The organism is Eubacterium ruminantium (assembly GCF_900167085.1).
Taxonomy (GTDB): Bacteria; Bacillota; Clostridia; order Lachnospirales; family Lachnospiraceae; genus Eubacterium_Q; species Eubacterium_Q ruminantium.
The window spans coordinates 90,728-105,395 of record NZ_FUXA01000004.1 but is presented as its reverse complement, the minus strand read 5'-3'; the positions used below and the strand labels follow the sequence as shown (position 1 = coordinate 105,395).

At 38.6% G+C, this 14,668-nt stretch carries 12 protein-coding genes; 1 reads left to right on the top strand and 11 read right to left on the bottom strand.

Going from position 1 to position 14,668, the window contains the following annotated elements; genetic code table 11:
* Positions 1–5: 5 nt before the first annotated feature.
* From B5D25_RS01890 to B5D25_RS01840, 11 genes are all read right to left on the bottom strand, one after another.
* Positions 6–1,073, bottom strand: coding sequence for an ABC transporter substrate-binding protein (locus tag B5D25_RS01890; RefSeq protein WP_078786061.1), 1,068 nt, complete (start codon positions 1,071–1,073; stop codon positions 6–8).
* A gap of 154 nt (positions 1,074–1,227) precedes the next feature.
* Positions 1,228–2,130: a LysR family transcriptional regulator gene (locus tag B5D25_RS01885; protein ID WP_078786060.1), complete on the bottom strand. Its 903-nt coding sequence runs from the start codon at positions 2,128–2,130 to the stop codon at positions 1,228–1,230.
* A gap of 22 nt (positions 2,131–2,152) precedes the next feature.
* Positions 2,153–2,791, bottom strand: a complete 639-nt coding sequence (locus tag B5D25_RS01880) for a GDSL-type esterase/lipase family protein (RefSeq protein WP_078786058.1) — start codon at positions 2,789–2,791, stop codon at positions 2,153–2,155.
* A gap of 37 nt (positions 2,792–2,828) precedes the next feature.
* Positions 2,829–4,007 (bottom strand): MalY/PatB family protein, encoded by a 1,179-nt coding sequence (locus B5D25_RS01875; protein WP_078786057.1) that lies wholly within the window; start codon positions 4,005–4,007, stop codon positions 2,829–2,831.
* A gap of 32 nt (positions 4,008–4,039) precedes the next feature.
* Complete coding sequence (locus B5D25_RS01870; RefSeq protein ID WP_078786055.1) at positions 4,040–5,194, bottom strand: trans-sulfuration enzyme family protein; 1,155 nt, start codon at positions 5,192–5,194, stop codon at positions 4,040–4,042.
* Between the two features lie 280 nt (positions 5,195–5,474).
* A complete protein-coding gene (locus B5D25_RS01865) occupies positions 5,475–6,161 on the bottom strand; it encodes a response regulator transcription factor (protein ID WP_242870160.1) in 687 nt (228 codons plus the stop codon).
* 39 nt (positions 6,162–6,200) lie between these two features.
* Complete coding sequence (locus B5D25_RS01860; RefSeq protein WP_078786053.1) at positions 6,201–7,499, bottom strand: sensor histidine kinase; 1,299 nt, start codon at positions 7,497–7,499, stop codon at positions 6,201–6,203.
* A gap of 49 nt (positions 7,500–7,548) precedes the next feature.
* Positions 7,549–8,616, bottom strand: a complete 1,068-nt coding sequence (mnmA, locus tag B5D25_RS01855) for a tRNA 2-thiouridine(34) synthase MnmA (RefSeq protein WP_078786051.1) — start codon at positions 8,614–8,616, stop codon at positions 7,549–7,551.
* Between the two features lie 113 nt (positions 8,617–8,729).
* Entirely contained in the window at positions 8,730–9,848 is a 1,119-nt protein-coding gene (locus tag B5D25_RS01850) for a glycoside hydrolase family 53 protein (protein ID WP_078786050.1), read from the bottom strand.
* Positions 9,849–9,927: 79 nt separating this feature from the next.
* Positions 9,928–10,146, bottom strand: a complete 219-nt coding sequence (locus B5D25_RS01845; RefSeq protein WP_078786049.1) for a hypothetical protein — start codon at positions 10,144–10,146, stop codon at positions 9,928–9,930.
* Positions 10,119–11,954, bottom strand: coding sequence for a hypothetical protein (locus B5D25_RS01840; protein WP_078786048.1), 1,836 nt, complete (start codon positions 11,952–11,954; stop codon positions 10,119–10,121). Before B5D25_RS01840 ends, B5D25_RS01845 begins: the two co-directional genes overlap by 28 nt.
* Before the next feature lie 532 nt (positions 11,955–12,486).
* Between B5D25_RS01840 and B5D25_RS01835 the strand changes: the two genes are divergently transcribed.
* On the top strand, positions 12,487–14,553 hold the full coding sequence (locus tag B5D25_RS01835; protein ID WP_078786047.1) for a beta-galactosidase: 2,067 nt from the start codon (positions 12,487–12,489) through the stop codon (positions 14,551–14,553).
* Positions 14,554–14,668 lie beyond the last annotated feature (115 nt).

The window sequence follows — 14,668 nt, the reverse complement described above, 5'->3', positions numbered from 1 at the left end:
GTTAATTATTTTACTTCGATAAATTCACCATTCTCATATTTGTATGAATCAGGAACTCCGTCGAACTTTGTAAATGCCTTACTTACGAATTCATCAGGATTATCTGACTTAAGATCTCCGATCCTTATAAGTTCTGTCGCTGCATTATGGATAGTTTCTGATGCGATGTTTACTGATGGCGAATAGTTATAAGATCTAAGCAGGCTTGCATTTGTCTCAACATCGCCTGAACACTGGTTATTGTCTATCTGAAGCTTTGCTGCCTCTTCAGGATTTGCTTCAACGAATGCACAGGCTCTAAGGATTGCTCTTGTGTAAGCTGCTGCAGCTTTAGGATTCTTCTCTGCAAGTCTCTTTGTTACAAATGACATACAGCAGTACTCGCCTGCAAACTTTGCATCTGTACTAAGATCGAGGATCTTTGTAAATCCGTATTCCTGCTCTGCCTGATAGGCAACCGGATCATGAAGTGCAACTGCATCAACTGCTCCATTTTCAAGAGCAAGCGGAAGATCTGTAAGTCCGTATACAACCCATTCAACTTCAAGATTCTCTGTTGTAACTCCTATTCCTTCGTCATAAAGCGCTCTCTTAAGTGCTACAACCGATGAATCACCAAGTGAAGGAACACCGATCTTTTTATTCTTAAGGTCAGCCAGCTTTGTGATACCTGAAGACTCCTTTGTATAAACCTTTGTACAACCTGTGTGCATGCCGGCTGTAAATGTGATCTCAAGACCATTGTCTATCTGAGGTATCATCGAGCCTGCAAGCTGTGTTGAAGCATCGATCTTATTTGATGCTACGAGATCTCCGATATTTCCCATATCGATCTCTTCTGTTTTCCATGTGATACCTTCTTTGGAAAATTCTTCTTCAAAGTATCCATTATCTATTGCTACATGAAGTGGAGCGAGACAAAGGGAACCATTTGCTGTTCCGATAACAACATCAACTCCTCCTTCTTTCTTTTCCTCCCTTTTGCCACATCCGGCAAATCCCATTACCATTACTCCCGCTGCCAGGACCAAGGCTGTTATTTTTTTTCTTGCAGCTTTTGAAAATAACTTCATTTCATTTTCCTCTTCTTTCTAAAAAATAACCGGAGAAGCTTTTCTTCTCCGATACACCGGTCAGATCCGGCTTCAATGTAAAACAAACTATAATACATAAAACCTTTTCTGACTAATTCTTAAACTTTATCATTCGTGATAAGTTTTTTTTATCTCATTGTTTATATTTCAGTAACTCTTCGATATATTTTTCGCCGATATCACTTACCTTATGATTATCTCTGATTATATATCCAATAGTAAGAGGATCATCTTCTTTTAACTTTATCGCAAGGAATCCTGAATTCATCACTTTACTCTCGATGAGATTTCCTATCCCTATAGAATATCCGTTAAGTGTTGATATAAGCTCCGCTGAAGTCGCCCTGTCAGTAGATTTGATCACCTTATCGAAATCATAATCACCAAAGGCTTCCTCGGCGAGATAAAATTCACTTTCGGAATTCTGGTCAAAAAGAACACAAGGATACTCTTTAAGATCCCTAAGTGACACTTCCTCCCTGTTTGCTAAAGGGTGTTCCTTCCATACATATACATAGGTATCCCTAACCATGACCTCCACAAATTTAAGGTGGAAATCTCTAAGAAGCTTTTTCATTACCTTTTCATTACTCTTTGAAAATGAAATGACACCTACTTCGCTCTTCATATTTTTCACATTATTAAGTACTTCTTCTGTTTTGGTTTCATGTACGGAATATACATATTTTGATTTGTCAAAATGCTCTATAGCATTAACAAAGGCATGAACAGCAAATACATAATGCTGCATAGAAACGCTAAAATGCTTCTTATCTTTATCTCTATCGATAAATCTGTCTTCTATAAGTTCAAACTGTCCAACGGCTTCTTTGGCATACATCAGAAATTCATTTCCTCTTTCTGTTACCCAGACGCCTTTATTGGTTCTCTCAAAAAGCTGTATGCCCAGCTCCTCCTCAAGTTCTCTTATGGTTGAAGAGATTGCCGGCTGTGATACGTACAGCTTACTTGCAGCTTCACGGAAAGACCCTGTTTTTGCAATCGCAATGACATACTTTAACTGTGTTATAGTCATATTTATTACCTATTACTTTCTATCAACAGGCGCAGCAGACATTCATATTTATAAGTTTATTGTAAATAATATTCGCAAGTCTGCTATGTCCGGCTTCATTCAAATGCTCCTGATCCTTGCTGCTTGGCGATACATAATCTGCCGCTGCAAGGAAATTCACTCCCCTTTTAGCCGCTATTCTACTGTATTCCTTCTTAAGTCCCTTTGAAACCCTTACTGATTCTTCACTGAATTCAGGATCAAATTCCTTCTTCCATACATTTTTCCCAAGATGAATAGGTGATATCAAAAGCACCTTCTCAGCAGGAACATATTTGAGTATCACATCAAGACATTTATCGATACCTCTTGCGATATCCTTTGGTGTTGTTTTATTTGCTGTCTTACAATCATTTGTTCCAAGCATAAGTACAACCGCGTCGATATCAGTAGGGCCATCAAAAATGCGTATGATATTCTCTATGCCCTTTAATCCCGGTCTTCTAAGGTCTTCATAAACAGTAGTTCTTCCCACAAGTCCTTCTTCTATAATCTTTGTATCTTCATATTTAAGTTTACCCTGAAGTATTCCGGTCCAACGTACCTCTTTCGGAAATCTGTTTTTGGTACATGGATCATATCCCCAGGTATTTGAATCTCCAAAACATAAAACTTTCTTCATGAGTTACACCTCCTACTTCATTTTAATAATTCATATATCAGATAACATGATCTCTTATTCTGTCTAAGCACTCCTTTACGATAGCTCTCGGAGCCGCTACATTTATTCTCTGGAACCCTTCTCCGGTATTTCCGAAAATAATACCGGTGTCCAGCCATAATTTTGCTTCATATATAACTCTTCTCTCGAGTTCTTCCACATCGATTCCGGTCTTCCTAAAATCCAGCCATACAAGATATGTTCCTTCTCCGTCTATCATATCGACGCCCGGAAGGTTATCTCTTACATAATCTCTTGTAAATTCAATATTGGCCTTAACATAGGAAAGCATTGCTTCATACCATTCATCACCATAAAGATAAGCAGCCTTCGTCGCTGTAAGTCCAAGTGTAACAAGCTGGCTGATACCCGAAGCATTTACCTCCTGTCTGAATCTTCTTCTGATCTTCTGATTAGGAATCAGTATGTTGGAAATCAGCATTCCCGCAAGATTGAATGTCTTGCTTGCCGAAGTACAGATGATAGAGTTCTGTGCAAATTCTTCTTTGACGGTAGCAAATACCGTATGTTCACCCTTAAAGACAAAATCATTATGGATTTCATCGCTGACAACAAGAACATTGTATTTAAGACATATATCTCCAAGCTTCTCCAGCTCTTCTTTTGTGAAGACTCTTCCCGAAGGATTATGAGGATTACAAAGAAGGAAAAGTTTAATATTATTCTCCTTTATCTTTCTCTCAAAATCTTCGAAGTCTATATGATATCTGTTGTCATCTCCAAGATAAAGATCATTGCTGATCCTCACTCTTTTATTGTCTTCTATAACTTCTGTAAACGGATAATATACAGGTTGCTGTATGAGAACCTTATCCCCCGGTTCCGTAAAAGCTTTTACAGCAGTAGCAAGTGCGAATACAACTCCCGGAGTTTTTATAAGCCATTCAGGTCTTATCTCCCAGTTATGATGTCTCTTCTGCCATCCCGCAAGGGCACTGAAGTACTCCTCGCCAACTTCCGTATATCCAAATATTCCATGCTTCGTTCTTTCAATAACAGCATCTTCAATATAAGACGATGTCTGAAAATCCATATCCGCCACCCATAAAGGAAGTACATCTTTAGGTCTTCCTCTTCTTACAGCGAAATCATATTTGAGGCAATCTGTTCCTTTTCTATCGATTATTTCATCAAAATTTAAATTTCTCTCTGCCACGGTGGCACCCTCATCTTTCTAACAGTTTAATATCAGCCCTTATAAGAACTTATTGCTTCTTTAAGATCATTTACAAGATCTTCTTTGGCTTCAATACCTACAGACATTCGAAGAACACTTTCGGTGATACCATTTGCCTTTCTGATCTCTTCAGGTACATCTGCATGTGTCTGAGTAAATGGATAAGTGAGAAGCGTTTCGACTCCTCCAAGACTTTCCGCAAATGGAATAAGCTTTGTATATTTCAGAATATGTCTTGCAAGTTCCGGACTCTCTACCTCGAATGTTATCATCGATCCAAAACCTCTTGACTGTCTCTTGCTTATCTCATATCCCGGCGAATCTTTAATTCCCGGATAATATACATTTTTCACCTTTGGCTCATTTCTCAGATAATCAACTATTGCAATTGCATTCTCCTGAGATTTTTCCATTCGTACAGCAAGAGTCTTGATTCCTCTTAAGATAAGCCAGCTGTCAAAAGGTGAAAGTCCCGAACCAACGGTTTTTATGATAAAGCGCATCTTGTCGGATATTTCAGTACTGTTTGTAATTACAAATCCGGCAAGTGTATCATTATGTCCTCCAAGGAATTTCGTTCCACTGTGAATAACGATATCAGCACCGAAATCCAAAGGATTCTGGAAATAAGGTGACAAAAATGTATTATCAACAATAAGTAGAAGCTTATATGCCTTTGCGATTTCAGCCATTTTCTCGATATCGACTACATTCATCATAGGATTTGTCGGAGTTTCGATATAAATAGCCTTTGTATTTGGCTTTATATAACTCTCAACATCTTCTTTACTACAGTTAATATGTGAAAATGAAATTCCGTTCTTCTCGTTGATATTGTCAAACAAACGTATACTTCCACCATAAAGATCAATATCTGTAATCAAATGGTCTCCCGGTTTAAATATCTCCATCAGAGCTGTAATCGCAGCCATTCCGCTTGAAAATGCCAAGGCATCGATACCATTTTCCAATGATGCTACTACTCTCTCCAAATGCTGTCTTGTAGGATTCTGTAACCTCGAATAATCAAATCCTGTACTTTTTCCAACTTCCGGATGTGCATATGTCGCTGTCTGATAAATCGGGAAACTAATTGAGCCTGTCGGTTCTCCCTTCAGCCCTTCTCTGTCTCCATACATACATTTTGTTTCAATACTCAAATCCATTTATACACCTCATGTTTCCTTCTATACTGTCTAACGCTGTACCTGCGTATGCATTTTGAAATTTACTATGGTTCTTATACTATATTATTTTGCCGGTTATAGAGTAATTCCAAAAATCTATTATTGTGTATAATAAAAAGCTATAGCGAGTATTTGTAACAATAATCTGCCATCATATCTTCCCTGCTTTCAAAACCTTCGTCATTACATAGAAAAAAGGCAGTGAACCTTATCACTGCCTTTTTTAGATATAAATATTAAATTATCTTACACCATAAAACTATCCCTTCAAAGCAACCACAAGTTTTACTCTGTCATGAATTCCTGTTTTATCATATATCTTTGATATATAATTTTTGACGGTTCCTTCGGAAATATATAATTTATCGGCAATCTGCTTATTGGAAAATCCATCAACTATAAGGGAAGCAATTTCCCTTTCTCTTTCCGTAAGTTCCCCATAAACTCCGATTTCCCGGATATTTTTCTCTGCATGATCATCCGCTGCATTATCCGTCGAATTATTATCATTTGCCAGAAGAGCTGCTGCATTATTTGCCACAAGTGCAGTAAGTCTTTCCATGACTTTTTTATCCAGCACTGTACTGCCGCCCATTATCTGATCTACAGCCCCGAGAATAGCATCCTTTCCGCTATCCTTAAGAAGATATCCTTCAGCGCCGTTACTTATGGCCTCTGTGATATTCTTATCATCATAAAATGTTGTAAGAACAAGTATCTTAATCTCAGGATAAAGCTGTTTCATATGTCCTATCAGCTCTATTCCGCCCATACCTTTCATATTAAGATCCACAAGGGCTATATCACACTTTTTCTCTTTTAAGATGTCAAGCGCTGCATTTCCGTCTGTCGCCTTGCCGATAATCTCCATATCATTAAATGAAAGTATTATCTCCAGACTGTCAAGCAGCATAACTTCATCATCAACCAACAATACTTTTCTCATATCCATCCTCCGGAACATTTAAATACCTAATTCCCACTCTTATAAAATAGGCAGTTCCACCTCTGATCTAAATCCGTTTTCATTCGTAAATACAGCCTTTCCGCCGCATCTTTCAACATATGAAATGATCTTTTTTATACCGAAACCGTTTTCTATACGACGTCTGCTATTTTCAGGAGTAAAGTCACTCTTACCATTATCTTTAACAACCAGACTTATGTGAGCAGAATCGCCTTTAAGTAATACAACATATTCCGTCGCATTCCCATGTTTCACGCCATTTGTAAGGAACTCTTTAAGTACTCCCGTAAGAAATTCCGCATGTTCTCTAGGTATCTGAATCTCTACAGATCTGTCCTCTTCCTCACCGGATACCCCGGCATTATCATCAGGCAATGCATCCTCTGACAACTTATCGGCATCACTGACATAAGTTTTGTTGGGCATTTCATACATTTTATCAACCTTCATTTCGGTATCCATTACAAATTCGTCGATTATGGCATCCATAGACGCTTTAAGATCAATAACAGAAATAGTTCCCGTTTCAACATCGAGAGTTCTTACAGCTCTTCTGATAGATTCAAGGCTGCCTCTCATTCTTTCATTCGCGTCATTCATGCGTTTTCTCGCTTCATCAGGCTTAACATCATATAACATATCAGCCGCATCAAGGGTCATAATAGCCGCAGTAATGGAATGACCTACGCTATTATGGATATTCCTGCTGATATTTTCTCTTTCCACAAGTCTCGCATTTTTTTCAGCAAGATAATTCTTAATGGTAAGTTCTCTATTCAGCCTTTTTTCATGCATTTCATTTATATTGGTTTTCATGATCCTTTCTTTTGCAGCTATATTTCTGATGACATTTTGCCTTATAACCGCTTTTAAAGCTAAAAGTATGGCATGTCCAGCCGCTATTATCAAAGAAAAGATCAACATTTTTGCAACTTCTCTTCCCGTCGGAACATCTCTGATATAAGATATAACATTTGAACATATATATATTACTTCTGCCAGAACCACTATCATCCATGCCTTTAATTCATCGATGACAACAAAAATGAAAAATCCCCAGAATCCGCCGGAGAACAGTGCAAAAAGAGATGCAGTAATGCATTTTATCAGGAGTAGCAGTGGAAATCTTTTCCCCACCGCATCCGAACCTGTGTTTTCTTTTGCAGATAATGCATCATCTCCCGAAACACAGGAATATGAAACGATTATCATAAGGAAGCCGCCAAGAAACATTACCGGTATATTTTGCCCTTTTATGATAATGGATAATATCATCAGAAGCGGTATTATAATATTATTTAATAATGCTATTAACATACTTTTCTCCGGAACATTTCAAGATTAAGAAAATCAAATATCGACTGATTTAAGCTTTTTCGATAACTCCGCCACCAATAACACATCCATTTTCATCATAGAAAACAGAAGACTGGCCCGGTGTAGCCGCTCTTACAGGTTCATCAAAAACTATTTTCAGCTTATCTTCTCCGATCATGGAAAGTGTAGCCGCCTGTGGTTTATGATGATATCTTATCTTAGCATTAGCTCTAATCTCCTCACCCGATTCAATACCGGGAATACTAAGGAAATTCAACCTTCCGCATATCACTTCATTTGTAAAGAGTGCGTCCTCCAAAGAAAGAACAACTTCATTCTTCTCTGCATTTATCTCCTTAACAAATACCGGATGTCCAAGGGCAATTCCCAGTCCTTTTCTCTGTCCGATAGTATAATGAATTATACCCTTATGTCTTCCAAGGATATTTCCGTCCTCATCAACAAAATTACCTTCGCCCGGTACTTCTGTCTCTGAATTATACTCTATATATTCTGCGTAATTTCCGTCAGTAACAAAACATATTTCCTGAGAATCCGGCTTATTTGCAACAAAAAGGTCAGCCTTCTTGGCTATCTCTCTTACTTCGTCTTTAGATAGTGCTCCAAGGGGCATAATAGTTCTCTTTAACTGATCCTGAGTCAGTCTGTATAACATATATGTCTGATCTTTTTCAGCATGATCCGCAGTCTTTACCGTATATCTTCCGTTATCGAGTCTTATCACATGAGCATAGTGGCCTGTTGCCACATAATCAGCCTGCATCATATCAGCAGTCTCAATCATTTTATCCCACTTAATACAGCGATTGCATTCAACACATGGATTCGGTGTAAGGCCGGAAATATAATCATTTATAAATTTCTTGATGATCTTCTCATTAAATTCCTCAACACAGTTTTCCACATAATACGGAATACCTATCATATGAGAGGCTTTTCTGGCATCATCAATCTCACAGCATCTGCTGTCTTCTCCAAATATATTCATCCATACACGAAGTGTCACACCGGAAACATCATGTCCCGCCATCTTAAGAATATATGCCGCAACTGCGCTGTCCACTCCTCCGGACATTCCTACAATAATCTTAGCCATTGATACAATTCCTTTATTTATCTATAAATCTAAATTTACGTACTTTCTTCCAAAAAAGAAAAACTTCATCATGAATATATTAAAACATTTTCATGATGAAGTATATATATTTTTTATTCCACAGGCTTATAATCCCTTATAACACTAAGCGTCGGAAGGGCGTTGCCTTTATAATCAAACAGTGCCTGGTTGGCCCATTCATTTCCGCATGGTCCTTTGTCATTCATGTAAATGAGTGATGCCGGGGTTGCCCATCCGCTTCCCGGTACCGGTATCCATGCCGGCTCCCACCAGAAGAATCCGCGTCCTTTATTATCCGGAACAGCTTCTATCCTTCTAAGTATATCTTCCATAAAACTTTTTTGTCCGTCTATAGTCATCGGATATTCAACGGCATCAACAAGCGCCGGTTTGGTTGCATATCCCTTACGTTCTTCATCCGGAAGCTTCTCAAATTCCTTATAATCATCCATGGTATAACCCATAGATACTTCTGCGATGATGATATCTTTGCCGTATCTCTTGGCAATATCGTTCATATTATCTGTAAGACTTGCAAGGGATCCGTGCCAGAATGGATAATATGACATTCCGATGATATCAAAATCCTCGCCGCCATTTTCAAAATAGTTATCGAACCATCTTCTATAAAGCTCATTATTTCCGCCATTATCAAGATGTATCATGAGAGGAATGCTACTGTCTGCCGCCTTTGCAGCCCTGAGTCCGCTGCTGACAAATCGGGCTATATTTTCATACTCAGGCACTTTTCCTTCCGGCCAGAGAAGACCGTTTGAAAGTTCATTTCCAATCTGGATAAGTGTGATATTTACGCCATTATCCTGAAGATATTTGATTGATGTAAATGTATAATCATAAATAGCTTCTTCCAACTCTTTGACTGTATAATGCTCCCAGGCTTTTGGTTTAAACTGTTTTCCAGGATCTGCCCAGAAGTCGCTATAATGAAAATTCAAAAGGACTCCCATTCCCGCTTCAGTTACTTTCTTTCCGATGGCCAGAGTTGTCTGAAGATCATTTGTTCCCGCTCCGTAAGCTTCCCCTTCCTCCGAATAAGGATCATTCCAAAGACGAAGTCTCACTGTATCTATATCATATGATTTTATTATCTCGAGAATACCTTTCTCGCTGCCGTTATCATAATATTTCGCACCTAATTTTTCCAATTCATAAAGTGTAGAGAGGTCCACGCCTTTAATATATTTTCTCATAAATCTTCTCCTTATAGGGTAACAGCCGGATATCCTGTTGTAGATTCCGGCTGCATTTTAGGGTAAAAGGTTTTAACTTTTAATCGAAGTCAAATTTTGTAAAGCGCTTATTCATCGCTTTATATCGAACACGCACCATTTCATTCAGACGGAGTACGTCTTCTTCTGTTCCGGTGTACTGACAGCGCAAGCAATAATATTCTTCCTTGTCCTTATCATAGAACATATCTATATCCAGATCCCTCATGAAACATGATGGACATCTGTAATTTAATTTGCCTTTTCCAGATTGAGCCATGTAGCAAATACCTCCTTATCAGATATCTTCTTCTTGAACCCAAGAGTAAACATAGGTGAAAATGCATATCCTTCTTTAATGTAGCCTTCTGCTTCAGCATTATCTGCAGAAATTGAAACTTTTGTTTCAATAGCAGGTATTACAGCTGATGCTTCTTTTGCTCCGAGAAGCGACTCCTCTCTACATTTATATTCATAATTGATTGTCTTTTCCTCATCGCCTGTTACCTTAAGTGTGATACATGTCATATCTTCCGGATATTCGGTAGTTCCGTAACATGCAACCATATATTCATTAAGTGTAACTTCGGCTGTCGGATCACTCATTTCAAGTATATGTCTTTCAATCTTGATATTTGAAGATCCTTCTTCGAAATATTCTTTGGTCTGAAGTTTAACCGTGAGGTCACTAAACTGTATTTCAACAGGATCGAGCGTAAGGATTCTTACATTTCCTTCCTGAGAGAAATGAGCTTTTGTACGGCAGAGGCAAAGATCAACTTCCTCACCCTTATATGAAAGCTTTGCCGAACGAACTGTTCCTTCACCTGCATAATGTGTGAAATAACCTGCACGGTATTTCTCCTGAATAAGGAATGGATATGAAGCATCCTGCACATGCTTTGTTCCGATTCCTACAGGCCACTCAAGCTTTGCTGCATATGGACGAAGGTCAACAATCGCTCCGCCCTGTTCCATATTTACACAGGCTCTCATAAATGGATCACAGTACCAGAAAAGCTGCTTATCCGAACCATAAAGAATATCTCTCCAAAGAGCACATTCAGGCTCTGTATAACTCTTCTTCTGACGATAGTAATCAGCGAACTCGCTCATAGTCATATCTACAAGCTGTCCTTCTTTCTTGAGCTTACCGTAGTAAGCACATCCATCACTATAAGACTTGAGAAGAAGCTCGTATGGTGCTTCCCAACGTCCCATTTTATTCATCCAGCCCGGACCTACAAACATCATGTTGTAAGCATATCCGTTATTATATTTCTCAAGAGCACGGTACTGATCGATGAGATTGTAGAGATATGGATACTCCCATGTCTTTGTATCATAGATCATTCCACGAAGTACATTCTGCGGATGTGTACCGAAGTTCGAACCATTTCCGTCATAGCATGCAATAAGGTCTCTTGAAAGATGAGGGATTGCAACAATACCGCTGTCTTCTGCTTCATTTGCAGCAGGTGCATGCGTATTCTGCTTCGAAGGAATCCATGGTGCCCATGGGCCTCCGTCGAAAAGTGTATACCATGAATTGTTACATGTATGATATGCCTTTGGTCCTTCTTCCCAACATGTTGCAATAGCACATTTAACCATAGGATACTTTTCTTTGATGAAATTGATCAGGTCGGCATCCATATAGTATGAACCTGTTGACTCAGGGTAGAATCCGAATCTGTCATGGAACTTTTCAAATACATCAGTAACGATGGTCTTCTTATCTTCCATCGAGAACATCCATATACAGAAATCCTTTGTCTTATACTTCTCTCTAAACTCCTCGCATGGAAGTCCAAGTAAAGAAAGTGCGATCTCATCTCCGTATACTTCATGATCATGTTTTGCTATTTCCACTGCTTCATCATTGAAAAGAGAAGCATATGTCATCTGGATAGTACACTTAAGTCCATTTTCATGAGCAAGTCTTTGCTGTGTTTTAAAAATATCAAGAGACTCATTAAGAAGCTTCTTATCTCCGATATCCTCTTCTTTGCCCTGTCCTGTGACAGTTGCAGAATACTCCGGAACAAGTTCCGGGCGGTGAATGATATTAACCACAAACTTATCCATTCTTTTCTTTAACCTCCTTAAATTTCAGTATCTATGATCATCCGCTTTTAACGGAATAAATAGTCAGCACGTCCTGCGGAAAATAAGGGACGCCGCAGGAGGCTTTCTTGTGAAGCACGCATTTATTATGGGTAGTTATAACAATGACATTAACGAGTCGGACGATCCGCCGTGCTTTTACGATCATCCTAAACAAATTTAGGAACAACTATGGTCAACCTTGCCGCAATCACGTAAAATCCGGTTGCGCAATCGGTTGTCCATAGTTGCAGTATAACTGTTTACAAAAATAAATGAAATATGTAATATTGCCGAATTTCAAGGATTTTATTTATACATTTTGCACAATTTCTGAAGTTTTTTTAAAAATATGTTTCTTTTTTAACGATTCATGTTATACTGAGTTTGAGCAATCGGTTGCACACGTTGTTATTCGTGTGTTTTTAGATATTTTAGCCGAATCAAGTCAAGTAATGAAAGATCAACCAAAAGACCAACCGAAAGATCAACCAAAAGAAAGCCGAGGATCAGTATGAAAGTAAATAATATCTTATTCGGAGCAGCATATTATGATGAATATATGCCTTATGACAGAATTGAAAAAGATATGGAAATGATGGTTAAAGCCGGCATCAATACCATAAGAATTGCAGAATCAACATGGAGTACCTGGGAACCTGAAGAAGGTCGTTTCGATTTTACTCATTTACATAGAATGCTTGACTGTGCAGAGAAGTACAACCTGTCAGTTATAGTCGGAACGCCTACATATGCAATCCCATCATGGCTTGCAGATAAAGCAGATGATATCCTCGCCATGACTCATCATGGCCAGAATACTTACGGTCCAAGACAGAATATGGATGTAACCTCTCCTATTTTCAGAAAATATGCCGAGAGGATCATCAGAAAACTTATGGAACAGGTAAAAGACAGACCTTGCGTTATCGGATATCAGCTCGACAATGAAACACATACTTATGACAGCTGTGGCGAAAGGCCTCAGAAACTTTTTGTAGAATATCTCAAGGAGAAATTCCCTGATATCAATTCATTTAACCATGAATTCGGTCTTGATTACTGGAGTAACAGAGTTGACAACTGGGAACATTTCCCTGATATCAAGCAGACTATCAATGAAAGTATCGATGCAGAGTTCAAAAAATTCCAGCGAAAGATTGTTACAGATTATCTTAACTGGCAACTGGATATCGTATCGGAATATAAACGTCCGGACCAGTTCATCACTCATAATTTTGATTTTGAGTGGCATACCTTCTCTTACGGAATGCATCCTGAAGCCGATCAGCGCGAGGCTGCAAAGCGTATGGATGTTGCCGGATGCGATATCTATCATCCGTCTCAGTATGATCTTACAGGTCATGAGATAACCGCCTGTGGAAATCTCATAAGAGGTTTAAAACGTGACAACTACCTGCTTCTTGAAACTGAAGCTCAGGGCAATCTGAGATGGCTTCCTTTCCCGGGACAGTTAAGACTTCATGCATTCAGTCACATAGCAAATGGTGCGAATGCTGTAATGTACTGGCATTGGCACAGTATCCATAATGCAATCGAAAGTTACTGGAAGGGTATACTCTCCCATGACCTTGCAGAAAATGAAACCTACCGCGAGATTTCAACCATAGGAAACGATCTGAAGAAGATTGGAGATTACATCAAAAACCTTAAGAAGATCAATAAAATTGCTGTAGTTATGGACAACAATTCCCTGACAGGACTTATTGAATTTCCTACAGCAAATAATGGTGACTCATCCTACAATGCAGTCTACCGACGTATAGCTGACAGCCTGTCAGATTTAAATATTGAATTTGATGTTATTCCTGCTGATAAGAATCTCCTCAGTGAATATAGCCTTGTCATCCTTCCTGCACTTTACAGCGCTAAAGACGAATTCTTAAATGCCATAAATACATACGTAGAAACCGGTGGAAATATCATCGCTACATTTAAAACCGGATTTGCAGACGAACATTTAAAGATTTATTGCGACACCCAGCCTCATATAATCAACAAATCACTGGGTATACATTATGACCAGTTCACTCATCCGACAGATCTTAAAATATCCGTTACTGTTTCTGATAAAGAAAACGGCGAAGATAATATAGTTACCGGAGAATGTTCGGAATGGATGGAACTTGTAAAGCGTGACACTGCTGAATCCATCGCTAATTATCAGCATAAATTCTGGGGTGATTATTCCGCAGTAACTGTTAATTCCTACGGCAAAGGAAAAGCTATGTATATAGCAACTCTTCCTGATGAAAAACTTATGTCTGCCATCCTTTCTGATTTTCTTCAGAGAATAGATTTTAAGGAAGATGCAAAACTATCATTTGATAACAAGAAAGGCCTTACTGTTAAGCAGGGAATAAATGATGCCGGTAATCATGTTCTCTTCTTCCTTAACTATACACCTGATGATCTTACCTTCAGTAATATCGCAGGCGATGCCAATCTAATCATGAATAATACTGTAGCAGACCCTTATGATAATAAGAAGATCCTCAAAGATGAAAAGATCACTCTTCCACCATGGGGAGTCGCCATACTTGAATATCTGACAATATAAGATGCAAAAACGAGAGAGAATAATAATTCTCTCTCGTCAGACTGTAGACAAAGTCAGGGGCGCTGCCCCTGATTTTTCTATATCAAAAAACTGCGTAAACCCTTATATTTACTGG

What these genes read in the sequence shown, in the direction of transcription:
- B5D25_RS01835 (WP_078786047.1), top strand. Translation starts at nt 12,487, where the DNA reads ATGAAAGTAAATAATATCTTATTCGGAGCAGCATATTATGATGAATAT.
- B5D25_RS01850 (WP_078786050.1), bottom strand. Translation starts at nt 9,848, where the DNA reads ATGAGAAAATATATTAAAGGCGTGGACCTCTCTACACTTTATGAATTG.
- B5D25_RS01860 (WP_078786053.1), bottom strand. Translation starts at nt 7,499, where the DNA reads ATGTTAATAGCATTATTAAATAATATTATAATACCGCTTCTGATGATA.
- B5D25_RS01870 (WP_078786055.1), bottom strand. Translation starts at nt 5,194, where the DNA reads ATGGATTTGAGTATTGAAACAAAATGTATGTATGGAGACAGAGAAGGG.
- B5D25_RS01885 (WP_078786060.1), bottom strand. Translation starts at nt 2,130, where the DNA reads ATGACTATAACACAGTTAAAGTATGTCATTGCGATTGCAAAAACAGGG.
- B5D25_RS01840 (WP_078786048.1), bottom strand. Translation starts at nt 11,954, where the DNA reads ATGGATAAGTTTGTGGTTAATATCATTCACCGCCCGGAACTTGTTCCG.
- B5D25_RS01880 (WP_078786058.1), bottom strand. Translation starts at nt 2,791, where the DNA reads ATGAAGAAAGTTTTATGTTTTGGAGATTCAAATACCTGGGGATATGAT.
- mnmA (WP_078786051.1), bottom strand. Translation starts at nt 8,616, where the DNA reads ATGGCTAAGATTATTGTAGGAATGTCCGGAGGAGTGGACAGCGCAGTT.
- B5D25_RS01865 (WP_242870160.1), bottom strand. Translation starts at nt 6,161, where the DNA reads ATGAGAAAAGTATTGTTGGTTGATGATGAAGTTATGCTGCTTGACAGT.
- B5D25_RS01845 (WP_078786049.1), bottom strand. Translation starts at nt 10,146, where the DNA reads ATGGCTCAATCTGGAAAAGGCAAATTAAATTACAGATGTCCATCATGT.
- B5D25_RS01890 (WP_078786061.1), bottom strand. Translation starts at nt 1,073, where the DNA reads ATGAAGTTATTTTCAAAAGCTGCAAGAAAAAAAATAACAGCCTTGGTC.